Annotated in this window: 19 protein-coding genes; 15 read left to right on the top strand and 4 right to left on the bottom strand. The window is 74.1% G+C overall.

Annotated elements, in window-relative coordinates; translation table 11 throughout:
• Positions 1–187: 187 nt before the first annotated feature.
• The gene (locus tag ABZ234_RS31310) at positions 188–1,072 is read left to right on the top strand and encodes an amidohydrolase family protein (protein ID WP_355014419.1); all 885 of its coding nucleotides are present in this window, start codon (positions 188–190) and stop codon (positions 1,070–1,072) included.
• A gap of 67 nt (positions 1,073–1,139) precedes the next feature.
• Here ABZ234_RS31310 and ABZ234_RS31305 read toward each other — a convergent pair whose 3' ends face one another.
• Positions 1,140–2,564, bottom strand: a complete 1,425-nt coding sequence (locus ABZ234_RS31305) for an SLC13 family permease (RefSeq protein WP_355014418.1) — start codon at positions 2,562–2,564, stop codon at positions 1,140–1,142.
• Between the two features lie 325 nt (positions 2,565–2,889).
• Here ABZ234_RS31305 and ABZ234_RS31300 point away from each other — a divergent pair, with 325 nt between their 5' ends.
• The 3 genes from ABZ234_RS31300 (at position 2,890) to ABZ234_RS31290 (ending at position 7,932) form a co-directional block, all read left to right on the top strand.
• Positions 2,890–4,056: an aminotransferase class V-fold PLP-dependent enzyme gene (locus ABZ234_RS31300; RefSeq protein ID WP_355014417.1), complete on the top strand. Its 1,167-nt coding sequence runs from the start codon at positions 2,890–2,892 to the stop codon at positions 4,054–4,056.
• Positions 4,057–4,120: 64 nt separating this feature from the next.
• Entirely contained in the window at positions 4,121–7,090 is a 2,970-nt protein-coding gene (locus tag ABZ234_RS31295; protein ID WP_355014416.1) for an FAD-linked oxidase C-terminal domain-containing protein, read from the top strand.
• A 59-nt stretch (positions 7,091–7,149) separates the two neighbouring features.
• Positions 7,150–7,932, top strand: coding sequence for a GntR family transcriptional regulator (locus tag ABZ234_RS31290; RefSeq protein ID WP_355014415.1), 783 nt, complete (start codon positions 7,150–7,152; stop codon positions 7,930–7,932).
• 133 nt (positions 7,933–8,065) lie between these two features.
• On the opposite strand, the gene ABZ234_RS31285 is transcribed toward ABZ234_RS31290, so the two are convergent.
• A complete protein-coding gene (locus ABZ234_RS31285) occupies positions 8,066–8,497 on the bottom strand; it encodes a VOC family protein (protein WP_344178392.1) in 432 nt (143 codons plus the stop codon).
• 93 nt (positions 8,498–8,590) lie between these two features.
• Here ABZ234_RS31285 and ABZ234_RS31280 point away from each other — a divergent pair, with 93 nt between their 5' ends.
• The 4 genes from ABZ234_RS31280 to ABZ234_RS31265 all read left to right on the top strand — a co-directional run bounded on the left by ABZ234_RS31280 (position 8,591) and on the right by ABZ234_RS31265 (position 12,244).
• On the top strand, positions 8,591–9,292 hold the full coding sequence (locus ABZ234_RS31280) for a GntR family transcriptional regulator (RefSeq protein ID WP_355014414.1): 702 nt from the start codon (positions 8,591–8,593) through the stop codon (positions 9,290–9,292).
• A gap of 105 nt (positions 9,293–9,397) precedes the next feature.
• Positions 9,398–9,979 carry a sugar O-acetyltransferase gene (locus tag ABZ234_RS31275; RefSeq protein WP_355014413.1) on the top strand — a complete coding sequence of 194 codons (582 nt, stop codon included), beginning with the start codon at positions 9,398–9,400 and terminating at the stop codon, positions 9,977–9,979.
• A gap of 203 nt (positions 9,980–10,182) precedes the next feature.
• Entirely contained in the window at positions 10,183–10,560 is a 378-nt protein-coding gene (locus ABZ234_RS31270; RefSeq protein ID WP_355014412.1) for a VOC family protein, read from the top strand.
• A gap of 640 nt (positions 10,561–11,200) precedes the next feature.
• Positions 11,201–12,244 (top strand): PQQ-binding-like beta-propeller repeat protein, encoded by a 1,044-nt coding sequence (locus ABZ234_RS31265; protein WP_355014411.1) that lies wholly within the window; start codon positions 11,201–11,203, stop codon positions 12,242–12,244.
• 307 nt (positions 12,245–12,551) lie between these two features.
• Here ABZ234_RS31265 and ABZ234_RS31260 read toward each other — a convergent pair whose 3' ends face one another.
• The gene (locus ABZ234_RS31260; protein WP_355014410.1) at positions 12,552–13,160 is read right to left on the bottom strand and encodes a TetR family transcriptional regulator; all 609 of its coding nucleotides are present in this window, start codon (positions 13,158–13,160) and stop codon (positions 12,552–12,554) included.
• Positions 13,161–13,234: 74 nt separating this feature from the next.
• Between ABZ234_RS31260 and ABZ234_RS31255 the strand changes: the two genes are divergently transcribed.
• The 7 genes from ABZ234_RS31255 (at position 13,235) to ABZ234_RS31225 (ending at position 23,025) form a co-directional block, all read left to right on the top strand.
• Positions 13,235–14,065 (top strand): SDR family oxidoreductase, encoded by an 831-nt coding sequence (locus tag ABZ234_RS31255; protein ID WP_355014409.1) that lies wholly within the window; start codon positions 13,235–13,237, stop codon positions 14,063–14,065.
• Between the two features lie 729 nt (positions 14,066–14,794).
• Complete coding sequence (locus tag ABZ234_RS31250) at positions 14,795–16,117, top strand: extracellular solute-binding protein (protein WP_330162338.1); 1,323 nt, start codon at positions 14,795–14,797, stop codon at positions 16,115–16,117.
• 213 nt (positions 16,118–16,330) lie between these two features.
• Positions 16,331–17,815 carry an ABC transporter substrate-binding protein gene (locus ABZ234_RS31245; RefSeq protein WP_355014408.1) on the top strand — a complete coding sequence of 495 codons (1,485 nt, stop codon included), beginning with the start codon at positions 16,331–16,333 and terminating at the stop codon, positions 17,813–17,815.
• Positions 17,815–19,662, top strand: coding sequence for an ABC transporter permease subunit (locus ABZ234_RS31240; protein WP_355014407.1), 1,848 nt, complete (start codon positions 17,815–17,817; stop codon positions 19,660–19,662). The genes ABZ234_RS31245 and ABZ234_RS31240 overlap by 1 nt, the downstream gene beginning before the upstream one ends.
• Positions 19,659–20,837: an oligopeptide/dipeptide ABC transporter ATP-binding protein gene (locus tag ABZ234_RS31235; protein WP_355014406.1), complete on the top strand. Its 1,179-nt coding sequence runs from the start codon at positions 19,659–19,661 to the stop codon at positions 20,835–20,837. The genes ABZ234_RS31240 and ABZ234_RS31235 overlap by 4 nt, the downstream gene beginning before the upstream one ends.
• A gap of 50 nt (positions 20,838–20,887) precedes the next feature.
• A complete protein-coding gene (locus ABZ234_RS31230; protein ID WP_355014405.1) occupies positions 20,888–21,712 on the top strand; it encodes an ATP-binding cassette domain-containing protein in 825 nt (274 codons plus the stop codon).
• A complete protein-coding gene (locus tag ABZ234_RS31225) occupies positions 21,709–23,025 on the top strand; it encodes an MFS transporter (protein WP_355014404.1) in 1,317 nt (438 codons plus the stop codon). The genes ABZ234_RS31230 and ABZ234_RS31225 overlap by 4 nt, the downstream gene beginning before the upstream one ends.
• Before the next feature lie 142 nt (positions 23,026–23,167).
• Here the strand turns inward: ABZ234_RS31225 and ABZ234_RS31220 are convergent, their stop codons facing one another.
• Entirely contained in the window at positions 23,168–24,724 is a 1,557-nt protein-coding gene (locus tag ABZ234_RS31220) for a BCCT family transporter (RefSeq protein WP_355014403.1), read from the bottom strand.
• Between the last annotated feature and the right edge of the window lie 778 nt (positions 24,725–25,502).

The raw sequence follows: 25,502 nt of genomic DNA, 5'->3' as shown, positions 1-25,502 counted from the left end.
GCCCGGGGGGGGGCGGCCCGACCCGCGGCGGGCGGGGCCCCCCCCCCGCCCCCCGGGCCGATGCCGTGTGCGGGGGCCGGGTCCGTGGAGGGCGAAGGGGGTCTGTGCGGCCCAGAATCTTGGCCTATTGGCTAGCGAACTATTGTCTACAATTCAGGAGCCCGGATCTCTGGAGCAAGGAGCCCCCATGGAACCCGCCTCCGCCACGCCTCCCCCCGCCGCCCGTCCCGCCCTCGCCGCGGTCGACGCGCACCAGCACTTCTGGCCGCTCGGCGTCCGCCCGCGCACCCCGGGGACCGCCGTGCTCGACCGGGCGTTCACCCCCGCCGACCTGGAACGGGAGCTGGCCGGGGGAGAGGTCGGGCGCACGGTCCTGGTCCAGTGCGCGGCCGGGGCCGGGGAGAACGACCGGCTGGCGGCCTACGCCCGGCAGTTCCCCCCGGCCGGGGCCCTGGTGATCTGGCTGCCCCTGGCCGACCCCGTCGCGGCGGAGCGCGAGCTCGCACGGGTGCGCGCCCTCACCGGCCTGGTCAGGGGGTTCCGGGCGGCGGTGCCCCCGGGCACTCGCGCCGACCCCGCCCTCCTGGAGACCATGCGCTTTGCCGAGCGGGCCGGACTGCTCTGGGAGCTCGTGGTGACGTCGGAGTCCCACGTCGCCCTGGTGGAGCAGGTGGCCGCGGCCTGCCCCGACCTGCCGATCGTGGTGGACCACCTGGCCACCCCGCCCCTGGGCGGAGGGGAGCCGAAGGCGTGGGAGGGGTGGATCGACCGGCTGGCCGCCCTGCCCTCGGCCTCCGTCAAGGTGTCGGTCGGCGGCGACGTCCTGGTCGGCTGGGAGTGGGAGCCCGACCTGCTGGTCCCCTGGGTCGGCCGGGCCCTGGAGGCGTTCGGCGCGCACCGGTCGATGCTGGCGGGCAACTGGCCGGTCGTCCGGCTGGCCGCCGACCACGCCACGGCCTGGCGGTCCCTGCGCGCGGCCGTCGCCGCGGCGGGCCCCTCGGCGGCCGAGGCCGCGCTGGTGGCGGGGGGCACCGCGCGCCGCCGGTACGCGATCGGGGAGGACCGCGGCTGAGCGGCGCCGGGGCGGTGGGGCACGACGCCCCGCCGCCCCGCCGCCCCGCCGCCCCGGCGCGCGGCGGCTACAGCCAGCCGGGGAGGACGAGGATCCCCCAGGTCAGCAGCGGGGCCACCACGATCATGCTCATGCCCCACACCATGAGCCGGCGGAAGACGAGGTCGCGCTGGTCCGGCGTGGCGTTGGCCACGACGAGCGCCCCGCTGGTGGAGAAGGGCGAGGAGTCGACCACCGAGGAGGAGATCGCCAGGGCGGTGATCATCCCGATCGCGCCGACCTCCCCGACCAGCAGGAAGGGCACGGCCAGCGGGATCACCGCCCCGAGGATGCCGGTGGTGGAGGCGAACGCGGAGACCGCGCCGCCCACCACGCAGATCACCAGGGCAGCCAGGAGCGGGATGCCGATGGAGGCCACGCTGCCGCCGAGGAAGTCGATCGTCCCCATGCGCTCCATCAGGCCGACGTAGGTGACGATCCCGCAGATCAGCAGCACGGTGGGCCACGCGACCTGGTCGACGACCCCCTTGGCGCCGCCGGGGGAGACGATGCTCAGCACCACGGCCACGCTGATCGCGGTGAGGCCCACGTCGAGGCCGAAGGCGAGCGCGCCCACGCCCAGGGCGGCGATGCCGAGCAGGGTCAGGACGCGGTCCCTGGTGAGGACGATCCGCTCCTCCTCCACGACCGCGGCGGACCCGCCTCCGTCGGTCCTGGTCGTGCCCTCCGGCCTGGTCGCGGTGGCGGTCGGCCCTCCCGGTCGGCCGGGGGCGGCAGCCGGGGCAGTGCCGCCGCTGTCGGCGGCGGGTCCGGGGAGCGCTTCGCGGGAGCCCCCGCCCTCCTCGGGGGCGGGCGGGGTCGGCGCGGACTCCTCGCCCTCCCGGCGGCCCAGCAGGGAGCGGCCGCCGAACAGGAAGAAGACGGCCACGCTGAGCAGCACGTTGAAGGCGAACGTCGCGGCGAAGAGCAGCAGCGGGGAGCCCTCCAGGCCGTTGCGCGCCACGACGCCGTTGGTGATGGTGCCGTAGATGCTCATGGGGGAGAAGCCACCCGCGCTGGCGCCGTTGATGATCAGCAGGCCCATGAGCACGGGGTTGATCCTGAAGCGCAGGGCGAAGCCCAGGCCGACCGGGGCGACGATCGCGACGGCGGCCGGGACCACCGCGCCCGCGGCGGTCAGCACCGCGGTGACGCCGAACATCACCCACGGGATGAGGGCGACGCGTCCGCCGACGCCGCGGACGGCGGCCTGGATCAGCCAGTCGACGGTGCCGTTGTTCCTGGCCAGGGCGAACAGGTAGGTGACGCCCACCAGGACGACGAACAGGTCGCCGGGGAACCCGCCGAACACGTCGTCGGTGCTCTCGCCCGCCACCGCGAGGGCGACGACGAAGGCGGCGAAGAGGGCGAGGGCTCCCATGTGGACGGAGGTGAGGGTCGCGACGAGGAAGACGAGGACGAGGACGACGATCGAGATGACTTCTGCGGGCACGTGGCCTCCTGTGAAGGCTCGGCGGCGGAGAGTCGGACGGGGGCCCTGGGGGGCGGGATGCGTCGTGGGTTCGCGGGCCTGGGTGTCGGTGGGGGCGACTGACGCACCGCTGCATTCCACTATTCCATATTGTGGAATATCGATTCTGTCTTGCAGAAGTATCTCTGGTGAATCTGCCGACGTCAACCATTGTCTGAGATGTGAGTCACAGTAAAGTGGGGATCCGGCGGCGACAAGGGGGTTGTGGCGATCGGGCTGGGGCTTCTAGGATCCGTTTAGTGGAATCAATATTCCACTATGCGGATATCGCTTCGAGAGGATCACCATGGATGACGCCACCGGCCGCCACTTCCTCCAGATTCCCGGCCCCAGCAACGTTCCCGACGAGGTCCTGCGTGCGATGTCCGCGCCGACCGTCGACCACCGCGGCCCCGGCTTCAGTGCCCTGATGAGCGGGCTCCTGCGCGACCTGCCCCCGGTGTTCGGCACGACCGGGCCCGTGGTCGTCTACCCCTCCTCGGGGACCGGGGCCTGGGAGGCCGCCCTGGTCAACACCCTCTCCCCGGGCGACCGCGTGCTCTGCTCCGAGACCGGCCACTTCTCCACGCTGTGGAGCGAGATGGCCGACAGGCTCGGCCTGGACGCGGAGGTCCTCCCGGGCGACTGGCGGCGCGGCGCCGACCCCGACCGCCTCGCCGAGGTCCTGGCCGCCGACACCGGCCACAGGGTCAAGGCCGTGTGCGTGGTCCACAACGAGACCTCCACCGGCGTGGTCAGCCGCATCCCCGACGTGCGCCGCGCCATCGACGCCGCCGGCCACCCCGCGCTGCTCCTCGTCGACACCATCTCCTCCCTCGGCTCGGTGGACTACCGGCACGACGAGTGGGGCGTCGACGTCACCGTGTCCTGCTCGCAGAAGGGGCTCATGCTGCCGCCCGGACTCGCCTTCAACGCCGTCGGCCCCAAGGCCCTGGAGGCGTCGCGCACCGCGCGTATGGCCAGGTCCTACTGGGACTGGGCGCCGATGCTGGAGGCCAACGCGCGCGGGTTCACCCCCTACACCCCGGCCACCAACCTCCTCTACGGCCTGCGCGAGGCGCTGCGCATCCTGAACGCCGAGGGGCTGCCCGCCGTCTTCGCCCGCCACGACCGCTACGGCCGGGCGGTCCGCGCCGCGGTCCGGGCCTGGGGGCTGGAGGTGCTCTGCGCGGACGAGCGCGAGTACTCGGGCGTCCTCACCGGGGTGCTCGTGCCCGAGGGGCACGACGCCGACCACGTCAGGAAGGTGATCCTGGACCGCTACGACATGTCCCTGGGCGCCGGGCTGGGCCGCCTGGCCGGGCGGGTCTTCCGCATCGGGCACCTGGGCCACACCAACGACCTCACCATCGCCGGCGCGCTCGCCGGGGTGCAGATGGGGCTGGGCCACGCCGGGATCACGGCCGCCGGCGACGGACTGGCGGCGGCGCTGAAGCTGCTGGACGAGCACTGAGACGGACCGGACGACCGACCCGAGGGGCCCCGGCCGGGGGCGGACGCGAGCGATGGAGGCGGCGATGACCAGCACGACGCAGAAGAGCGGCACGAGCGGAGCGGGCGGGGGAGGGGAGGCGCCCGCCGGGCTCGCCGCGGAGGCCGAGGAGCTGCTCCGCGGGGAGGGGGTGACGGACACCCGCTTCGACGACTACTCGCGCCACCTGTTCTCCCGGGACGCGAGCATGTACGCGATCATGCCGCTCGGCGTCGTCTTCCCGCGCGACGCCGACGAGGTCGCGGCGGTCGCCTCGGTCGCGGGCCGCCTCGGCGTGACGCTGACCCCCCGCGGCGCCGGCACCAGCCTGGCCGGACAGACCGTGGGGGCGGGCCTGGTCGTCGACATGTCGCGGCACATGCGCTCCATCCTCTCCCTGGACCCCGAGGCCCGTACGGCCCGCGTCCAGCCCGGCGTGGTCCAGGACGAGCTCAACGCGGCGGCGGCCCCCCACGGCCTGATGTTCGGACCCGACACCTCCACCAGCAACCGCGCCACCGTCGGCGGGATGATCGGCAACAACTCCGCGGGCAGCGGCTCCCTGCGCTACGGCATGACCATCGACCACGTGCGCGCCCTGGACGTGGTCCTGGCCGACGCCGCGCGCACCACGCTGCGCCCCTGCTCCGAGGCCGAGCGCGCCGACCTCGCCGCCCGCCCCGGACTGGAGGGCGACATCCACCGGGGCCTGGCCCGCATCCTGCGCGAGAACGCCGAGGCCGTCGCCACCGGGTACCCGGACTTCTGGCGGCGGGCGTGCGGCTACCGGCTGGACCGGCTCGCACAGGACCCCGCCTTCGACCTGGCCAAGTTCGTCGTCGGCTCCGAGGGCACCCTCGTGCTGGCCACCGGGGCCGAGGTCGACCTGGTCCCCAAACCCGCGCGGACCGTCATCGCCGTCGGCCACTTCACCGGCGTCCCGGCCGCGATCGCGGCCACCCAGGACGCCCTGGCGCACGACCCCGCCGCCGTGGAGCTGATGGACCGCACCATCCTCGACCTGTCCCGGCAGCGCATCGAGTACGCCTCCCTCGGCGACATCCTCCAGGGCGACCCCGAGGCCCTGCTGTTCGTCTCCTTCACCGGCGACGACGAGGCCGAGCTCGTCGACCGGCTGCACCGGCTCACCCGCACCTGGAAGGCCTCCGGGCACGGCTACCACACCCTGGAGGCGGTGACCCCGCAGCAGCAGGCCGCCCTGCTCAAGGTGCGCAAGTCCAGCCTCGGCCTGCTCATGGCGGCGGGCAGCGGCACCCGGCGCCCCCTCGCGTTCGTGGAGGACACCGCCGTCGACCCCGTCCACCTGGTGGAGTACACCACCCGCTTCAAGGAGATCCTCGACCGGCACGGCATGGAGGCCGGGTTCTACGGCCACTGCTCGGTGGGCTGCCTGCACATCCGCCCGTTCGTCGACCTGGCGGTGCCCGGGGAGGCCGAGCGGATGCGCGCGGTCGCCGAGGAGGTCAAGGACCTGGTCACCGAGTACGGAGGGGTGAACTCCAGCGAGCACGGCGACGGGCTGGCCCGCAGCGAGTTCAACCGCCAGATCTTCGGACCCGAGCTGTACGCGGCCATGCAGGAGGTCAAGCGGGTCTTCGACCCCCGCAACCTGCTCAACCCCGGCAAGATCGTCGACGCGCCCCCCATGACCGACCACCTGCGCGACCCGGCCCTGCCCGAGGCCGCCCCGGTGCGGACGCGGCTCGCCTTCGAGGTCGTGGGCGGCATGCGCGGGGCCGCCGACCGGTGCATGAACATCGGCCTGTGCCGCAAGAGCACCACGGGGGCGATGTGCCCCTCCTACATCGCCACCCGCGACGAGGAGCACGCCACCCGCGGCCGGGCCAACGCCCTGGTCAAGGCGTTGTCCGAGCCCGACCCGACGGCGGCCCTGGGCGACGAGCGCCTCCACGAGGTCCTCGACCTGTGCCTCATGTGCAAGGCGTGCAAGAGCGAGTGCCCCCTGGGCGTGGACATGGCCAAGCTCAAGAGCGAGACCCAGTCGCACTACCACGACGCCCACGGCGTCCCGCTGCGCACGCGGATCTTCGGGGCGGTGCGCACCCTGTACCGGCTGGGATCGGCCACCGCGCCGCTGAGCGGGCTGCCCAACCGGTGGCCGGTGCTGCGGCGCCTGATGGAGAGGGCCACCGGGATCACCGCGCGGCGCCCCCTGCCGAGCTTCGAGCGGCAGAACCTGGTGCGCTGGTTCCGCCGCAGGGGAGCGCCCGAGGGGGAGGCGCCCCTGGGCGAGCTGACCTTCCTCGCGGACTCCTTCTCGACCTTCACCGAGCCGGGGATCGGCCGGGCCGCCATCGGCCTCCTCGAACGGGCGGGGTGGCGGGTCCGCCTGGAGAGCCGGGGGTGCTGCGGGCGGTCCAGCCTGTCCAAGGGGCTCGTCGACGACGCCAAGGCCAAGGTCGGCGGGCTGGTCGGGCTCCTCAGCGAGGGCGGCGCCGCCGGCACGCCGATCGTCGGCTGCGAGCCCTCCTGCGTGCTCACCCTCAAGGACGAGGCCGCGTCGATGCTGCCGGGCGACCCCCGCGTCGCCGACGTCGCCGGGCGGGTGCGCCAGGTCGAGGAGCTGCTGACCGAGGCCCTGGACGCGGGGCGGCTGACCCTGTCCGCGGACTCCTGGCCCGCGGGGCGGCGGATCCTCTTCCACGGCCACTGCCACCAGAAGGCCGAGGTGGGCACGGGCGCGACCATGGCGCTCCTGCGCCGCATCCCCGGGGCGGAGGTCGTCGAGCTCGACGCGGGGTGCTGCGGGATGGCCGGGTCGTTCGGGTTCGAGGCCGAGCACTACGAGATGTCCATGAAGGTCGGCTCGGACCGGCTCTTCCCCGCCATCGAGGCCGAGGAGGAGGACACGGTGGTCGCCGCGACCGGGGTCTCGTGCCGCCAGCAGATCGGGCACGGGACCGAGCGCCGCGCCTGGCACCCGGTGGAGCTGGTCGCGGCCGCACTGGAGCCGGGGCGGCCCGCGCGACGGTGACAGTATGGAACGGCGGGGCCCCGGCCGGGGCCCCGCACGGCGAGGACGAGGGAGGGACCATGGACCGGTCCGAGGCGGCCGGCACCGGGGCCGGGGCACAGGGCGACCAGCGGATCGTCAAGCCGCCGAGCATGGTGGAGCTGGCGGCACGCTCGATCCGGCGGATGATCCTGGCCGGGGAGCTGCTGCCCGGGGAGCGGGTGGTGGAGAACCGGCTCACGCAGCAGCTCAACATCAGCAGGCCGCCCCTGCGCGAGGCGCTGCGCCGCCTGGAGCACGAGGGCCTGGTGCGCCAGTCCCCGCACCGGGGGGCGGTCGTCACCCCGCTCACGCTGCACGACGTCTACGAGATCATGACCCTGCGCCACCAGCTGGAGAACATGGCCATCGACCTGGGCATCCCCGTGGTCGATCCCCGGCGGCTGGAGCGGTGCTGGGAGGCGCTGCGCCGCATGGAGGCCGCCGCCGACGCCCGGGACGAGGCCGAGCTGTCGGAGCAGAAGTTCGAGTTCCACACCGCGGTCGTCGGCCTGTCGGGGCACCAGCGCCTGGAGGAGACCTACCGGTCGCTCCAGCTCCAGATGAAGCTGTGCATGGTGCTCAACCGGCACGCCCGGGCGCACCGCAACGAGACGGCCACCGCGAACGTGCTGCGCCACCGCCGCCTGCTGCGGGTCATCGAGGAGGGCGACCCCGACGCCGTGCGCGCCGAGATGGCCAGGCACGGCGACCAGACCTTCCTCGACGACCTGCCCGGGGACCTGGACACCGGCAGCGAGCAGGCCGTGCGCTGGCTCCGGGGCGTGCAGGCGCAGGGCGCGGGGGCGGGCACCGCGGTCTGACCCGGGGGCCCGCGGCCGCCCCTGCCCGCCGCCCCGTGGCCGGAACGGGCTCCGCACGGTGGTCGGGGACCGGCCCCCGCCCGCCGGGTCGCGGGCGGGGCGCCGGTGCCCGGGGGCGCCCCGGGCCGCCCGCTCAGACGGCGAAGACCTGCGAGTCGTCGGCGAACGCCTTGAACTCCAGGGCGTTGCCGGCGGGGTCGAGCAGGAACATCGTCCACTGCTCGCCGGGCTGCCCCTCGAAGCGCACGTAGGGCTCGATGACGAACTCCGTCCCCGCCTCGCGCAGCCGTCCGGCGAGTTCGTGGAACGCGGCGACCGGCAGGATCAGCCCGAAGTGCGGTACCGGCACGTCGTGGCCGTCGACCGGGTTGTGCACGCGCTCGGACCGGGCGGGCGCCAGGTGCGTGACGAACTGGTGGCCGTGCAGGTTCCAGTCCACCCAGGTGTCGGAGCTGCGCCCCTGTTCCAGGCCGAGTACCTTGCCGTAGAAGCGGCGCGCGGCCGCGAGGTCGTCCACCGGCACGGCCAGGTGGAACCGCGGGATCGGGGAGTCGAGGACGGTCATGTGTGCGGTCCGCCTTCCTTGAGGAGCGCTCCCGGCGTGCCGCCGAGAAGCGATGTCGCAATGTTAACATTGCGACAAAAGAAGGAGGCAGGAGTGGCGGACGAACGGGGCACGGTGGCGCCCGCACGCCGCAGGGGGCTGGCCGAGGAGGTCGCCGACCGCGTCCGGGAGGCCGTCTTCAGCGGGGTCTACGCGCCGGGCGCCCCGCTGCGCGAGGTGGAGCTCTCCCGGGTGCTGGAGGTCAGCCGCGGCCCGGTGCGCGAGGCCCTGCTCCGGCTGGAGCGCGAGGGCCTGGTCCGCAGCGCCTGGCACCGCGGGGCCACGGTCACCACCCTGTCCCCGCGTGACGTGGCCGAACTCGACAGCCTCCGGGGCGCGCTGGAGGAGCTGGCCGTCCGGGAGGTGGTCGCCCGCGCCTCCGACGAGGAGCTCGACGCCGTCGCGGGGCTCGCGGAGCGGATGGAGCGGGCCGGGGACGAACACGCGCTCGTGCGCTGCGACATCGCCTTCCACGACGCCGTCTACGACGCCTCCGGCCACGGGCGGCTGGTGGAGGCCTGGCGGGCGATCCGGTCCCAGGTCCACCTGTTCCTGCTGACCAGGATCCGCGTCAGCGCGGAGGACTACCTCGCGCACGTCCCGGGGGAGCACCGCGAACTCGCCGGGGCCCTGCGCGCCCGCGACGCCGGGGCCGCCCTCGCCCTCTTCGCCGCCCACCGGCGCCGCGCCTTCGACGTGCTGTCCGCGCCGGACGCGGCCGGCCCCGCGCAGGGGGAGCGGGTCGCAAAGGACTGAGGCGGGGGCCTGCGGCGGCCCCCGCGCGCCCGGTCGGGACGGGCGCCGTCCGGCGGACGGATCACGGGCATCCCGCTCCTGCGGGGGTTGCGCCACAATCGCCGCATGACGACCGACGACCGCTTCATGCCGATCCACGACCCGGAGCTCCTGGCCAGGGGCGAACGCGTCCTGGGTCCCGAGTTCAGGGCGATGAGCGAGAGGGTGCTGCGGGCCACGGAGCTGACCTCCCGCCTCAACGTCCTCCCCTTCGACGACGAGGCCGGCAGGTCCGCGCTGTTCGAGCAGATCCTGGGCAGGCCCCTGCCCGCGGGGGTGACGGTCTACCCGCCCTTCTACACCGACCACGGCCTGCGCCTGGACCTGGCGGAGCGCGTCTTCGTCAACCAGGGCTGCACGTTCCTCGACTACGCCGGCATCCGGCTGGGCCGGGGGGTGATGGTGGGCCCGAAGGCCACGTTCATCACCGTGGGCCACCCGGTGGACCCCGGTGAGCGGCGCCGGTTCCTCAGCGGCGCTCCCATCGACGTGGCCGAGAACGTGTGGATCGGCGCCGGGGCCACGATCCTGCCCGGCGTCAGCATCGGCCGCGACGCCGTCGTCGCGGCCGGGACGACCGTGGCCGACGACGTGCCGGCGGCGAGCCTGGTGGCCGGGCCCAAGGGCACCGTGCGCCGGCGCTGGTAGATCCGCCGCTCCGCGTCTCCGCGCACGCGGCGTCGAGACGGCAGTGATCGACGTTGCCCAGCGGCGCGCCGCCGCGCCTTCGCGCACGCGGCGCGCCCGACCCGGAACCCCCTGGCCCACGCGGGCTTCGCCGGGTACCGTCGCACGGGTGTCCGGCCGCGCGGCCGTCCGGGCGGTCCCCGAGCTGAGAGCAGGTTCCGACCATGGCATGCCGTATCACCGGTCTCGTGCTCAAGTCCCGGGACCCCGAGGCGCTGGCGCGGTTCTGGTGCGAGGTCCTGGACTTCGTCGTGCACGCCCAGGCGGACGAGGGCGTCGGGATCGGCCCGCGCGAGGGGGCCGACGGGCCGCAGGCGGAGCTCGTCTTCCTGCGCAGCGACGAGCCGAGGAACGGGAGGCTCCCTTTGCACATCGACGTCAACGCCACCGACCGCGACCAGGACGCCGAGCTCGAACGCCTCCTGGCCGCGGGCGCCGTGCGCGTCGACGTCGGCCAGACCGGGCAGGAGCCCTGGCACGTGCTCGCTGATCCGGAGGGCAACGAGTTCTGCCTGCTGGAGCCGCGCGTCGCCCCGGTCTGACGGTTCCCGCCGGCGGCGGGAACCGCGCCGGGGCGGGCCTCACGCCTCCTGCCGATACCGGTCCTCCGGTTCCGCGCCGACTGGGTGCCTGGGTGGTGAAGGATCGTTCCACCAGGCGTGGACGGCTGTCTGGGCCCTCATCCGCCAAGCCGGGCCCGGTGTCCCCGAAGGGCGCGGGTGGGGGCTGCTGCGTGGTCACCGATTCATCCCGGTCACGCATACAGGTCGAGCTGCTGGATCGGCGCAGGAGGCTGACCCACGGCTGCTGCGATCTCTGGCTGCCCGGAGATCTTCCACAGCTGACAGAACCGGCATTCGACGAGTGGCCATGGGTGGATGGCGAAGGCAGCGTGAAGAGTGCGGTCGACAACTTTCCGGGGACCCTGGGCATGGCTCGGGGGAAGTGGTGAGGGGCGGATTCGGTATGGGTTCGACGGGACGGGTCCGCCTGCTGTCGGCGACCTGCGTCGCATTGCTGCTGCCCTTGGCCGGTTGCGGCCTGTCCCCAGGTGATGCTCGGTCCATCAACGATGCCCCCCGGGAACTCGCCTACCCGGAGCGTGTCGAACGAGTCGGTTGGGAATGGGAGGCGCCAGAAGGAACTCGCCTCGTCGATACCGTTCCAGTGCCCGTAGGTATCGTGGTTCTCCTGGACGACGGCTTCGTGGCCCTGGCGGGGGACACCGGTGAAGAGTTGTGGCAGTACCGGGCGGGAGACAACGCCCGTGCGGCGTATGCCTCACATGCGGGCGACTATCTGGCTGTCGAGACAGAGGGCTCCGAGGGCGGTCCCACCTTGGTCGAATTGGATCCGTCCACGGGGGAAGTTCTTCAGGAAATCGCGATCGAGGAGAGCTCCGGTGGTGACAGCGGTATCGATGAAGGAGCCTTCAGCCGGAACGTGGCCCACGGTGTGAGGATCGCCCGCGACCCGTTCGACGATCCCGCCCTGAGGGCGATTGAGCTCGACACCGGTGAGAACCTGTGGGTTCAGCAAGAGCCGCCGGAGTGCACGACCATCGAGGCTATTAGCAGTGACACCACCGTGGGCATGGTCATGGGCGACATCGTTCTGGAGGGTTACTCCTGTGCAGGGGGCGAGGACGGAGCCGGTCTGCTCGGCCGGGACCTGGCCTCGGGTCAGGAACTGTGGCGGTTCGAAGAGGGCTTCGGAAGGTCCGATCCCGAATTGAACGCCTCCGAACGCCGTTACGATCCCCTCACCGATCAATATCTGGCGGTCAGGACTCAGAGCGGCGCTACTCGCGTGTTCGACGTTGCAACCGGGGAGGTCTTCGGAGAGTGGGACGGCGCGGTCATCGGATTCCTTGAGGACGGGTCGGTCGTGATCCAATTCGGAGAGAACTCCGAGTATCGGAGGACGGACCGGTCGGGGACGGTCCTGGAAGCGATTTCCATTCCTCGCGGAACCAGCCGGGCGGAGTATCCGGTGGCCCTGGAAGGCGGTGTCGTCGGCCATGGCTCCGACACGCGTGATTCGCAGGCGCGGGTGTGGTTCCACGCGTGGGGAAACGCTGCCGAGCCCACGAACATCGACGTCAGCGAGGCTGGGCTGGAAGACGACCAGGCGGTCGTGTCCGCCACCGCTGCCCCCGGCGCGGTTGTTCTCAGTTACTCGGAGGACGGTACGGAAGGACGCGAGGTCCTTCTGGGACTACTCTGAGTCAGGAGCGGAACCGGGTTTCGAGCGAGCTTCCGGGCAGTCAGGAGTGAGTGGTCCTGACGGCCGTGAAGTGTGTCGGCATGGGGGAAGGCGCGCGGACAGCGGGAGGGCCGCTGAGAGCGCCGGGGCGCTGGGGCCGCAGGTGTACGAGCGCGTTCTCGCCCTGGCGCTGGACGGGCTGAGGCCCGGCTCGGCGGCGCCCCTGCCCGGCCGCCCGCTCGCCCCCGAGGACCTCGACCCGCGCGTCTGAGGCCCGCGGGGAAGGCGCCGGACGTACGGGGAGCGGCGGACTCCGCCCCCGGCGGCCTCACCCCCGGACGGCGGAGACGGCCTCGTCCCACAGCTGTTCGAGGGGGACGGCTCCGTCGAGGCGGAGCCAGGTCTCACTGGCCACGTCGAGGCAGGCCAGGGCGGTGGCCACGATCGCGGCGGCGCGGTGCTCGGCCGCCGACCCGTCCGGGTCGTCCGCGCCGCGCAGGCGCCGGGCGAGCTCGGGGACGAGGAGTTCCTTCCAGGCGAGCTGCTTCTCCATGTGGCGGGCGCGCAGGGAGGGGGTCCGGTGCAGCATCTGCCCGATCCGGAGCTCGCGGTCGGTGTCGACCGGCTGCACGGTGCGCAGGGACAGCAGAGAGGCCCGGACCGCCTCCCAGGGCTCCTCCTCGGGCGGGCGCTGCACGAGCGCGTCACGGACCCGGCGGCCCCGGTCGACGAGGTCGCCGAGGACCACGTCCTCCTTGGTCCCGAAGTAGCGGAAGAAGGAGCGGCGGGAGATCCCCGCGGCCTCCGCGATCTGGTCGATGGTCGTCTCCTCGAAACCGCGTTCGAGGAAGAGGCGCATCCCGGCCTCGGCGATCTCCCGGTGTACCGCTCGGCGGGTGCGTTCCCTCAGGCCCGGTACCGGTTCTTCACTGCGCACCCCCGCACTCTACACAGTGCGGCATTCAGCGACGAAATTGACACCAAGTGCCACGAATGTCGTAAGGTGTCGCCATGAGCATCGAGCACGCTTCGCAGACCACACTCATCACCGGGGCCAGTTCCGGCATCGGCGCAGCCCTGGCCCGCAGGCTCGCCGAACGCGGGACAAGCCTGGTCCTCGTCGCCCGGCGCGCCGAGAGGCTGGAGGCGCTGGCGGTCGAACTCCGCGACGCCCACGGCGTCGGGGTCGAGACCGTCTCCGCCGACCTCGGCCGCCCCGGGGCCGGAAGGGAGCTGGCCGCCGAGATCGACCGCCGCGGCCTGGAGGTGACCAGCCTCGTCAACAACGCCGGGGTCGGCATGGACGGTCCGTTCCGCGATCAGGACCCCGACGAGCTCGGCGCGATGGTCGCTCTCAACGTGGGCGCCGTCGTCGACCTCACCCGGGCCTTCGTGGGCCGGTTGGCCGAGAGGGGCGACGGCTACCTGGTCAACGTCGCCAGCATGGCCGCCTACCAGCCGATCCCGGGGATGGCCGCCTATGCGGCGACCAAGTCGTTCGTGCTGTCCTTCACCGAGGCGCTGTGGTGGGAGACCCGGGACAGCGGGCTGCGCACCATGGCGTTCTCGCCGGGGCTGACCCGTACGGAGTTCTTCGACGCGATCGGTGCCGAGGGGTACACGGGCGGTTTCCAGACCCCCGACGAGGTCGCCCTGGCGCTGGTCCGGGCGCTCGACCGCCGCAGGTCCGTCCCGAGCGCGCTCTCGCGCGCCGGCAACGTGCTCGCCACGTCCCTGACGCGGGTCTTCAGCCGTAGGTCCACCGTCCTGGTCACGGCCCGCGCGGCCCGCTCGGCGCAGCTGATGAGCAAGAGTCGCGCCGCCCCGTCCCGGCGGTCCTGACGCCCCGGGCCATGGGCGCGTCCGCGTCGGCGGCGGGGGCGGTCGGTGGTCCGATCGGCGCCTCCGCCGGGGCGGGCGCGCGTGCCCTTTCCGGCGTTCGGCCCGGACCCGGTGCGCGGTGCGTCCGGCAGTCGGATGGTCCGTCCCCGCGTGCCCCCGGAGGCGGGGCGGGGTCCGGGGTGGTCGGTGGCGTGCGTGTTCGGCATGGTAAACGCTTTCCGACCCCGAGGGCAAGAGATGGGGGGAAGGAAGCCGCGAGGGGTCCGATCCGGCATGCCGCGGTGCGCGGGGCCGGTTTCGTCGCCCTCCGCCCTCCCGGGGTGACTGTTTTCCGTGGTTCTGCTGGTGGTGGCGGGCTCGGCGGGGTTCGGGATGTGACAGGCGGGTGTCGTGTTCGAAAAGGGAGCGTTGACACCCCACGTGACGCGGTGCTAAAAAATGAACACTTGAGAACATGGATAGCGCTTACCAGCACGGTTGCGGCCATGCCGCTCCGTCCGTGACGCCCCGGCCCGGCGCCCCCACCAGGGGCGCCACCGGCCGGCGCCCCGGCCGATCCGGCCCGGTCGCGACCGCGGTCCCGTCCCTGTCCGCCCCAGCCCTCCCTCCGCCGCGCGCGGCGGCCCCGGCCGTTCCGCCGGCCCGCCCCCGCCCTCCCGACCGGACAGCAGTACCCCCTCCCGGGACGCAGCCGCCCCCGGAACGCAGCAGCCGAAGGGAAACACCACCATGCGCGTACCCCCCGGCCGAGGACGGTCCCGCGCGGGCCGCCGCGGCACCGCCCTCACCGCCACCGCCGCCGCGACCGCGATCGTCATGGCCGCCTCCGCGTGCGGAGGCTCCGGAGGCGACGGCGACACCGTCGAGCTCCGCTTCTCCTGGTGGGGCTCCGACGAGCGCCAGGCCACCATGCTCCAGGTCATCGAGAACTTCGAGGCCGAGAACCCCGGCATCCGCATCGCGGGGGAGAGCACCGACTGGAGCTCCTACTGGGACCGGCTGGCCACCAACACCGCCGCCAACGACGCCCCCGACATCGCCATGCAGGAGGAGCGGTACCTGCGCGAGTACGCCGACCGCGGCGCGCTCATGAACCTCGACGAGGCCGCCGGCCTGGACCTGTCCGGCCTGGACCCGCTCATCGCCGAGAGCGGCGACCTGGACGGCCAGACCTTCGGCGCGGCCACCGGCGTCAACGCCTACGCCATCCACGCCGACCCCGAGGCCTTCGAGGCCGCGGGCGTGGAGATGCCCGACGACGAGACCTGGACGTGGGACGACTACGTCGAGATCTCCGCGCAGATCACCGAGGGCAGCGACGGCGAGTACGTCGGCACCCAGAGCATGAGCTACAACGAGACCGGGTTCCAGGTCTTCGCGCGCCAGCACGGCGAGAACCTCTACGCCGAGGACGGCTCGCTGGGCTTCTCCCAGGAGACCCTGACGGCGTGGTTCGAGATCACCCAGGAGCTCCAGGACAACGGCGGCCAGCCGAGCGCCGCCGAGGGCGTGGAGATCCAGGGCGGCGGGGTCGACCAGTCGGTCGTGTCCACCAACCAGGGCGCGATGGCGCACTTCTGGAGCAACCAGCTCGGCGGGGTGGCCGAGTCCTCCGGCCGCGACATCCAGCTGCTCCGCTACCCGGGGGAGACCGAGTTCGAGCGGACCGGCGGGTTCTTCAAGCCGGCCATGTTCTACACCATCTCCGCGGGGTCCGAGCACCCCGAGGAGGCGGCGCTCTTCGTCGACTACATGCTCAACGACCCGGCGGTGGCCGAGCTGACCCTCGCCGACCTGGGGCTCCCGGCCAACGTGGAGGTGCGTGAGGCGATCGTCGACGACCTGCCCGGCGCCGACGCGCAGATGGCCGAGTTCATGAGCGGCATCGAGGACACGATCGTGGACGGCAACCCGCCGCCGCCGATCGGCGCGGGCCAGGTCGTGGAGATCACCGGGCGGGTCACCGACAGCCTGGCCTTCGGCGACATCACCCCGGCCGAGGCGGCCGAGCAGTTCATGGCCGAGGTCGAGGCGGCCACCGGCGGCGCCTGACACCGGCCGGGCACGGGCCCGGGGCGCGGGGGGTTCTCCCTCCGGGCCCCGGGCCCGTGTCGTTTCCGCCCCTCCGGACGGATGTGGGCGGGGGTGTCACGTTCCGGGCGGACTGGTGGACAATAATGAAAACGGTTGTCATATGCTGTTTTGGCCGGTCGCGACACCGTCGCGCGGCGGCCCCGTCCACACCCGACCCCTGGAAGAACCCCCGTGCACCTCCACAAGACCCCGCCCGGCGCCTGCCTGGCCGTGGCTGCCGCCCTCGCGGCCACCGGCTGCTTCCCCGCCGGAGACGACACCGCCGCCGACGACGGACGGATCTCGGTGGCCATGATGCAGCCGCCGCGCTCGGCCCTGTCGCCCCTCACCGACGACGCCTTCAAGCTCTCCCGGTGGAGCACCGCCGAGACCCTCGTCACTCTCGACGAGGTCGGCGACCCGCAGCCCGGCCTGGCCACCGAGTGGACCCGCACCGACCCCACCACCTGGACGTTCACCATCCGCGAGGGGGTGGAGTTCCACGACGGCACGGAGCTGACCGCCGACGTCGCCGCCCACGCGCTGGAGTACGCGGCGCAGGCCTCGCCCAAGCCGCGCATCCTCGACGGCGTGGAGATCGGGGTGGAGGCGCGGGGCGACACCGTGACCGTCACCACCGCCGAGGAGGACCCCCTCGTCCCGCAGCGGCTGTCCTCGCCGCAACTGTCGATCCTCGCCGAGAGCGCCTACGAGGGCGGCTCGGTGAGCCCCGTCGGCACCGGGACCGGGCCCTTCGAGCTGGTCGAGGTCACCGGGACCACCGCCGCACGCCTGGACCGCTTCGACGGCTACTGGGGCGAACCCGCCCTGGCCCCCGGCATCGACGTGGCCTTCGTGCCCGACGGGACCGCGCGCGCCGCCGCCCTGCGCACCGGCGAGGCCGACATCGTCGAGTCCGTGCCCACCTCCCAGGCCGCGCTCCTGGAGGAGGACACCCTCACCGAGGTCCCGATGCCGCGCACCAACACCCTCTACCTCAACACCGAGGAGGGGCCCTTCACGGACCCCGGCCTGCGGGCCGCCGCACGTGAGGCGATCGACCGCGAGTCCCTGGTCGAGGGCGTCTACGAGGGCCGCGCCGACGTGGCGGAGGGCCTCCTGGGCCCCGCGCTGCCCTGGGCCGCCGAGCGCCCCGCGCGCACCGGCGCCACGGAGGCACAGGACCCGGACGGCGCGTCCGTCACCCTGGCGACCTTCACCGACCGCGCCGAGCTGCCCGAGGTCGCGACCGTCCTCGAACAGCAGCTGGAGGACGCCGGGTTCGAGGTGGAGCAGGTCGTGCGCGAGTACGCCAACATCGAGGAGGACGCCCTCAGCGGCGAGTTCGACGCGTTCATCCTCTCCCGCGCGACCGTCCTGGACTCCGGGGACCCCGCCGCGTACATGACCAGCGACTTCTCCTGCGACGGCTCCTTCAACATCGCCCAGCTGTGCGACGAGGGGGTGGACGCCGCACTGGAGGCGGCCGAGCTTGCGCCGACGGGCGAGGAGCGGCGCGCCGCGATCCTGGAGGCCGAGGCCGCCGTCCTCGCCACCGACGCCGCCATCCCCATGCTGCACGAGCGCGTCATCCAGGGCGACGCGGCCGGCGTCGTGGACTCGGCCAAGGACCCGCGCGAGCGCCTGCTCGTCACCTCGCGCACCCGGCTGGACTGATGGGCGCCGCGCACCCGGGCCGGGCCGCGCCCCGGCGCCCCCGCCCGGCCCGCCGCTCCGGGTTCCTCGGCCCCCTGCTCTCCCGCGTGGCGGCGCTGGCCGTCATCACCGTCGTGGTCGGCCTGCTCCCGTGGCTGTCCGGCCGCGACCCCGCGCTGTCCGTGCTGCGGGCCCGCTCGGCCGAGCAGGAGCCGACCGAGGAGGCCCTCAACGCGATCCGCGCGGAGCTGGGGCTCTCCGACGGACCGCTGGTGATGCTCGGCCGCTGGTTCGGCGGGACGCTCCGCGGCGACCTGGGCTCCTCCTGGGTCTCCGACGCCCCCGTCCTGCCCGCGGTCGTCTCGGCCACGGGGGTGTCCCTCCTGGTCATGGCGTGCGCGCTCGGCGTGGCCCTGGCGCTGGCGGCCCTGCTGTGCGCGCCCGCCCTGGTGCGCGGGGCGCGCGGCACGCTGCGCCCGGGCGGGTCGGGCAGCGGCGCGGTCGCCGCCATGTGCACGGCCCTGCCCGAGTTCCTGGTCGCCGTCCTGCTCATGGTCTCCCTGTCGGTGTGGCTGGGCTGGCTGCCGCCCTACGGCTGGCAGGGGCCGGTCAACCTGGTCCTGCCGGCCCTGGCGCTGGGAATCCCGGCCGGAGGGCTGCTGGGCCGGCTGGTCGACGACGCCCTGCCCTCGGTGTTCGCCGAGCGCTGGGTCGGCCTGTGGGCCGCCTCGGGGTGCTCCCCGGCCGTCATCGGCGCGGCCGCGCTGCGCCGGGCGACCCCGGCCCTCATCCCGCAGTTCGGCATGGTCGCGATCGGCCTGACCGGGGGAGCGGTCGCCGTGGAGACGGTCTTCGCCGTCCCCGGAATCGGCCGCACCGCTCTGGGCGCCGCCCAGTCCCAGGACCTGCCCATGCTCCAGGGCGCGGTCCTGGGCCTGGTGCTCCTCGGAACCGCGGCGGGCCTGCTCGCCCAGGCGGCGCGCCGGTGGATGCTGGGGCCCGGACTGCGCGACGCGGCCCTGACCCTGTCGCCGCCGCCCACGGCCCCGGCCGGAGCGCTGCGCCGGTCGGTGCCCGCGGTGTGCGCGGCGCTGCTCCTCACCGTGTGCGTGTGGGGGCTGACCCGGGACGCGATGACCGTGAGCGTGGCCGAGCGCCTCGCCGGGCTCTCGTGGGCGCACCCGCTGGGCACCGACGCCGTGGGCCGCGACGTGCTCGCCCGCCTCGGCCACGGGGCCGTCGCCACCGTGGGCACCGCGGCGCTGGTGTGCCTGGTGAGCCTCGCGGTCGCGCTGGTGGTCGGGTTCCGGCCCGCGCTGGCGGCGGGCGCCGCCGACATGGCCAACGCCCTGCCGCCGGTCATCGCCGGGATCCTCGTGGCCGCCGTCATGGGCCCCGGCCCCCTCGGCGCCTCGGTTGCCGTCGCCCTGGTGTCCTGGCCGCCGCTCGCCGCGCACGCGGCCTCGCTGGTCCAGGAGACGCGCGCCGCCGCCTACCTCGACGCCCAGAGGGCACTGGGGGCCGACTCCCGGTGGATCCTGGTGCGGCACGTCCTGCCCGCGGTCCTGGGGCCGGTGGGCCGCAACGCGGTGCTCCGGCTCCCCGGCATCGCCCTGGCCCTGGCCTCGCTGGGGTTCCTCGGCCTCGGGGCCCAGCCGCCCTCCGCGGAATGGGGGCTGAGCCTGTCGGAGTCCCTGCCCTACGTGGAGCGCGCGCCTCTGGCCGCGCTCGCCCCGGGCGCCATGCTCATGCTGCTCGCCGCGTTCGCGGTCTCCCTGTCCACCCTGCCCCCGGGCGGGCGCACCGCCCGGCGGCGCCGGGTCCCGGCCGCCGCCGGGGCCGGAATCCCGGAAGGAGCCGGACGATGAACCACGGCGCTCCCCACGACGCAGCCGCCGGCGGTGGTGGCCCCCGCTCCCACGGCGGTCACAGCGGTGCGGTTCCCGACGGTGCGGTCCCCGACGGCGCGGCCCACGGCGCCGCGCCGGAGGACGGGGCCGCGCCCGGCGGTCCGCCGCGCGACGCCGCCCCCGGCCGCACGCCCCTGCTGAGCGTCCGCGACCTGCGGGTCACCCTGCGCGAACGCGGCGGTACCGCCGTCCCGGCCGTGCGCGGCCTGTCCTTCGACGTGCACCCCGGCGAGGTGGTCGCCCTCGTGGGGGAGTCGGGCGCCGGGAAGTCCCTGACCGCCCGCGCCGTTCTGGGCCTGGCGCCCCACGGCGCACAGGTCGCCGGGAGCGTCCTGCTGGACGGCCAGGAGCTGGTCGGCGCGCGCCCGTCCGTCCTGCGCTCGGTGCGGGGGCGGCGGATGTCGCTGGTCCCCCAGGACGCCCTCACCGTGCTCAGCCCCGTCCACACCGTGGGCGCCCAGCTCGTCCGGGCCGTGCGCTCGGTGCGCGGGACCGGCCGGGCCCGGGCGTGGGAGGAGGCCGTGGCCGCCCTGGACCGGGTCGGCATCCCCGACGCCGCCCGGCGCGCGCACGCCTACCCGCACGAGTTCTCCGGCGGCATGCGCCAGCGCGCCGTCATCGCGATGGCCACGGTCAACCGGCCCGACGTCGTCTTCGCCGACGAGCCCACCACCGCGCTGGACCCCGTCATGCAGGCGAGGGTCCTGGAACTCCTGTGCGGGCTGAGCGGGCAGACCGGGACCTCGGTCGTCCTGGTCACCCACGACCTCGGGGTCGTCGGCGGCCACGCGGACCGGGTGGTGGTCGTCTACGCGGGGCGGCACGTCGAGTCGGGCCCGGTGGATCGGGTCCTCACCGACCCGCGGGCCCCCTACACCGCCGGACTGCTCGCCGCGCTCCCGCCCCGGGAGGCGCGGGACCGCAGGCTCCCCGCCATCGCGGGATCGCCCCCCTCGCCGACGTCCCTGCCGCAGGGCTGCGCGTTCGCGCCGAGGTGCCCCCTCGCCGCGACACGCTGCCGCGCCCACGAGCCCTCCCCGGTCGTCGCGGGCGAGGCGGGGAGACTGGTCTCGTGCCACCGCTGGCAGGACCTCCCCGACCCGGCGCGCTCCCTGTTCGCGGACGCGCCGTGACCGCGGCACGGCGGCGCCCGCACCCCGCACACCCCACGAGGAAGGACGACATGACCCACTCCGCCCCGCCGCTGCTGGCGGTCCGCGACCTGGTGGTGCGCTACCCCGGACGCGCGCGGCGTTCCGCGCCCGTGACGGCCGTCGACGGGGTGTCCTTCGACGTCCACGCGGGGGAGACGCTCGCCCTGGTCGGGGAGTCGGGGTGCGGGAAGACCAGCACGGCCTCCGCCGTGGTCGGCCTGCGCCGGCCCGACTCCGGGTCGGTGCGCTTCGAGGGGAGCGAGCTGACCACGATGGACCCGGCACGCCTGCGCGCCCTGCGGCCCGCGCTCCAACCGGTCTTCCAGGACCCGTACGGGTCGCTCAGCCCCCGCCTGCGCGTGCGCGACGCGGTCGCCGAGCCCCTGCGCATCCACGGGCGCTGGGACCGGGAGACCGGACCGGACCGCGTGGCCGCCCTGCTGGACACGGTCGGCCTGGACGCCTCCCACGGCGACCGGCTGCCGCACGAGCTGTCCGGGGGGCAGTGCCAGCGCGTCGGGATCGCCCGCGCGCTGGCCTGCGAGCCGCGGCTGCTGGTCCTGGACGAACCGGTGTCGGCCCTGGACCCCTCGGTGCGCGCCGGGGTGCTCAACCTGCTCACCGGCCTCCAGGACACCCTGGGCCTGGGCTACCTGTTCATCTGCCACGACCTCGCGCTCGTCGGACACGTCGCCCACCGCGTCGCGGTCATGAGGGAGGGGCGCGTCGTGGAGACCGGGCCCGCCCGCCGGGTGCTCTCCCAGCCCTCCGACCCGTACACGCGCGAGCTGGTGGAGGCCTCCCCGGCGGTCGTCGGGGAGACCCGCGCACGCACGATCCCGACCGCGTCGTGAGCCCCGCCGGTGACGCCCGGGGGAGGGCGGAGCAGGCCGAGGACGCCGCCGGGCCCCGGGGCGGGGGGCGCCCGGGGACGGGGCGGGCGGCCGGGGTGCTGCGCGACGCGCGCGGCCTGCCCCCGCTGGCGCTGCTGCTGGTCGGCTCCCAGTTCGCGTTCAACGTCGGCTTCTTCGCCGTCCTGCCCTACCTCGCCGACCACCTCGGCGGCGGGCTGGGCCTGGCCGGGTGGCTGGTCGGCCTCGTGCTGGGCCTGCGCACCTTCAGCCAGCAGGGCCTGTTCGTCGTGGGCGGCACGCTCACCGACCGGTTCGGCGCGCGGCCGGTGGTGCTGGCGGGCTGCGCGCTGCGGATCGCCGGTTTCTGCTGGCTCGGCTTCGCGGAGGGCACGGCGTCGGTGATCGCGTCGGTGCTGCTCATCGGGTTCGCCGCCGCGCTGTTCTCCCCGGCGGTCGAGACGGAGATCGTGCGCCAGGCGGTGCGGCACGAGCGGGCCTCGGGCACGCCCCGCACGCGCGTCCTCGCGCTGTTCTCCGTCTCCGGGCAGGCGGGAACCCTCGTCGGCCCGCTGCTGGGCTCCCTGCTCCTGCTCGGCGGGTTCCGGGCCGCGTGCCTGGTCGGGGCGGCGGTCTTCGCGCTCGTGCTCGCCGGGCACCTGAGGCTCATGCCCGGGCCGGAGCCGCACGGCGCCTCCGGCCCGCGGTCCGGGGAGGGACGGCCCCGCCTGCGCGAGGGGGTGCGGCTCCTGCTGGGCGACCGCCGCTTCCTGGGGCTGTGCCTGGCCTACAGCGGCTACCTGCTGGCCTACAACCAGCTCTACCTGGCGCTGCCGGGGGAGGTGGAGCGGGCGACCGGTTCCCAGGCCGCGCTGGGCTGGCTGCTCGCGTGGTCCTCGGTGCTCTACATCGCCGCGCAGTTCCCGGTGCTGTCCTGGGCCGCGGCCCGGCTGTCCCGGCGCGCGACCCTGGTGTGGGGGCTGCTGCTGGTCTCGCTGGGCTTCGCCTCCGCCGCGGCGCTGACACCGGTCGGGGCCCTGGGCGGGCTGCTGCCCTCCGTCGCGTTCGTCACCGCGCTGACCCTGGGCCAGGTCCTCATCGTGCCGACGGTCCGGGCCTGGCTCCCCGACCTCGTGGACGACGCCCGCCTGGGCCTGTTCACGGGCGCGCTGTCCTCGCTGTCCGGGCTGGTGGTGCTCCTGGGCAGCGTGCCCGCCGGGGCGCTCCTGGACATGGGCGGCCCGGTCCCCTGGCTCGCGCTCGCCGCCGTGCCGCTCGCCGGGGCGGCCCTGGTCCCGCGCGGTCCCCGCTCCTGACCGGTCCGGGCGGCCCCGACAGGGCCGCCCGGACCGGTCGCGGAGGGAAGGGACCGTCCTCAGGGACTCCGCTCCCACCGCCTTCCCGCGGCCGTGCAGGTCCGGGCGGACGCCGCCGTGGCGGGGGCGCCTTCCGGCAGGGTCACAAGGTTTCCTCCGGAGCGGACCGCGCCGGCTGCCGCGGCGTGCCGACCGCCCCCGTGCCCTCCGACCGCAGGTCGCGCCAGAAGCACACGACCACGCCCACGATGACGACGAGGAAGGGGGCCGACGCCACGATGACGGTCTGCTGCAGCGCGGCGAGACCTCCCGAGAACAGGAGGATGATCGCCAGGGCCCCGGTCATCGCGCCCCACAGCAGCAGGATCGCCACGGGTGGGCGCAGGGAGCCGCGGGTGGTGAGCATGCCCAGCACGTAGGTGTTGGCGTCGGCGCCCGAGACGAAGAAGAGCACCGCCAGGACCACCACCATCGCCGCCGTGACGGCGGGCAGCGGGAACTCGGCCAGGGTGGTGAAGAAGGCGCTGTTGAGGTCGGCCGCGGTGGAGCCCGCGATGTCGGTCCCGTGGTTCAGGTCCAGGTCGATGGCCGAGCCGCCGAAGACGGAGAACCAGGCGAAGAAGGCCAGGCTGGGCATGCCGAGGACGACCAGGACGAACTGGCGGATGGTGCGCCCGCGCGAGATGCGCGCCAGGAACACCCCGACGAAGGCGCCCCAGGACACCCACCAGGCCATCATGAAGTACGTCCAGCCCTGCATCCACGCGGTGTCGCCGAACGCCGGTCCCCGCAGGCTCATCAGGAGGAACTCGTCGCCGTACTGGCCGAGGGACTCCAGGAAGAGGGAGACCAGGAACGCCGTCGGGCCGAGGAACAGCACGAACACGAACAGCAGCGCGGCGACCGACAGGTTGACCTCGCTGATGTAGCGGATGCCGCGCTGGACCCCGGAGGCGGCCGAGAGGCTGAAGAGGACCGTCACGACGACCACGATCACCACCTGGGTGGTGGTGCCGGTGGGCGTTCCCAGGAGCCGGTTCAGGCCGTTGTCGATCTGCAGGGCCCCCAGGCCGAGCGAGGTCGTGGTCCCGAACAGGGTGGCGAAGACCGTGAAGACGTCGATGGCCTTGCCCGCGGGGCCGTCGGCGTGTCGTCCCAGCAGCGGCCGGAAGAGGGCGCTGACCAGCCCGGGGCGCTTCTTGCGGTACATCGAGTAGCCCAGGGCCAGTCCGAAGACCGCGAAGATCGCCCAGGCGTGCAGTCCCCAGTCGTAGAAGGAGTACTGGAGCGCGAGGACCGCCGCCTGGGGGGTCCCGGGCTCGGCGAGGTCGTGGGGAGGGACGGCGAAGTGCGAGATCGGCTCGGCGATGCCGTAGGACACCAGGCCGATGCCCATCACCGCGCACAGGATCATGGCGATCCAGGTGTGGGTGGCGAACTCGGGCCGGTCCCCGTCGTCGCCCAGCCGGATGCGTCCGTAGCGGCTGAAGGCCAGTCCGACCAGGAGCGCCAGCAGCAGCAGGGGGAGCAGGAGGTAGGCCCATCCGAACCCGGAGGTGATCCGGTTCAGGGCGGAGTTCATCACGGCCATCTGGTGGTCAGGGGCGGCCACGCCCCAGACCACGAACAGCGAGGAGAGGGCGAGGGAGGCCCAGAAGACCGTTCCGACGGTGCCGCGGACGGTGGTGGAGTCATTCATGGGTGGACTCCTCTCTGGAGACGGCCACCACGCGCGGTGGTGCCGCAGGGCACAGGGCCCTGTGCCGCAGCGGACCGCGGTCCTCGTCTGTTCTGGTGCCAAGAGCGGGTTTCACAGCGGTGAACTTCCTGTCGGTGGGTGGGAGCGGCAAGGACTGCCGGAGTCTCCTGACACGTGCACGGCCGCTGGATCGCTTCAGGGCCGTGCGGGAGGATGCGAGGACGAGGTGTCGGCGCGGGGATGCGTCCCCGCGCCCGTGCCACCCGGATCCGCTTCGCGGAAGAATCCGCAACGCGATCACCGGCGGCGTTCACCAGCAGGGGAGTCCCTGTGGGAGGCGGCGCACGCCGAGGTCTGCGGCTCGGGCCGCACACCGGTCCGTGGGGCTCTCCGACGGGTCCGGGCCGAAGGGCCGGTCGAGATCCGGTCCGGCGTCGGCGCCCTCGCGCACGGTTCCTGCGGCGCTGGGCGGTCGAGTCGTTCCAGATCAAGGCGATGCCGGAGAGTCCCGGAGCGAGGTTACTCGCACGCGGGGGCGCGCTCGCCCGGTCCGACCTCCTGTTACGCCGCGGACCGCTCCGGCCCCGGGGTCCACGGGCCCCCGGCCGTCCCGCCGGGGCCGGGGCGCGGAGGAGCGCGGCCGCGACCGGGGAGGCGGCCCGGATCCCCTGTGCCCCAGCCGTTGTCGGCGTCCGGCGGCCCTCGGACACGCCGCCCTCGGCGCTGAACGGCAACTGCCGTGACCGTTCCGACCTCGACAACACGAACTCGTATTCGC

The sequence above is a fragment of the Nocardiopsis sp. NPDC006198 genome (assembly GCF_040613895.1).
Classification (GTDB): domain Bacteria; phylum Actinomycetota; class Actinomycetes; order Streptosporangiales; family Streptosporangiaceae; genus Nocardiopsis; species Nocardiopsis tropica.
This window is presented reverse-complemented; position numbering and strand designations above follow the sequence as displayed.

Excerpts from the sequence above, each read along its gene's own strand:
- ABZ234_RS31310 (WP_355014419.1), top strand. The coding sequence starts at position 188 with ATGGAACCCGCCTCCGCCACGCCTCCCCCCGCCGCCCGTCCCGCCCTC.
- ABZ234_RS31300 (WP_355014417.1), top strand. The coding sequence starts at position 2,890 with ATGGATGACGCCACCGGCCGCCACTTCCTCCAGATTCCCGGCCCCAGC.
- ABZ234_RS31295 (WP_355014416.1), top strand. The coding sequence starts at position 4,121 with ATGACCAGCACGACGCAGAAGAGCGGCACGAGCGGAGCGGGCGGGGGA.
- ABZ234_RS31290 (WP_355014415.1), top strand. The coding sequence starts at position 7,150 with ATGGACCGGTCCGAGGCGGCCGGCACCGGGGCCGGGGCACAGGGCGAC.
- ABZ234_RS31285 (WP_344178392.1), bottom strand. The coding sequence starts at position 8,497 with ATGACCGTCCTCGACTCCCCGATCCCGCGGTTCCACCTGGCCGTGCCG.
- ABZ234_RS31275 (WP_355014413.1), top strand. The coding sequence starts at position 9,398 with ATGACGACCGACGACCGCTTCATGCCGATCCACGACCCGGAGCTCCTG.
- ABZ234_RS31270 (WP_355014412.1), top strand. The coding sequence starts at position 10,183 with ATGGCATGCCGTATCACCGGTCTCGTGCTCAAGTCCCGGGACCCCGAG.
- ABZ234_RS31255 (WP_355014409.1), top strand. The coding sequence starts at position 13,235 with ATGAGCATCGAGCACGCTTCGCAGACCACACTCATCACCGGGGCCAGT.
- ABZ234_RS31250 (WP_330162338.1), top strand. The coding sequence starts at position 14,795 with ATGCGCGTACCCCCCGGCCGAGGACGGTCCCGCGCGGGCCGCCGCGGC.
- ABZ234_RS31240 (WP_355014407.1), top strand. The coding sequence starts at position 17,815 with ATGGGCGCCGCGCACCCGGGCCGGGCCGCGCCCCGGCGCCCCCGCCCG.
- ABZ234_RS31235 (WP_355014406.1), top strand. The coding sequence starts at position 19,659 with ATGAACCACGGCGCTCCCCACGACGCAGCCGCCGGCGGTGGTGGCCCC.
- ABZ234_RS31230 (WP_355014405.1), top strand. The coding sequence starts at position 20,888 with ATGACCCACTCCGCCCCGCCGCTGCTGGCGGTCCGCGACCTGGTGGTG.
- ABZ234_RS31220 (WP_355014403.1), bottom strand. The coding sequence starts at position 24,724 with ATGAATGACTCCACCACCGTCCGCGGCACCGTCGGAACGGTCTTCTGG.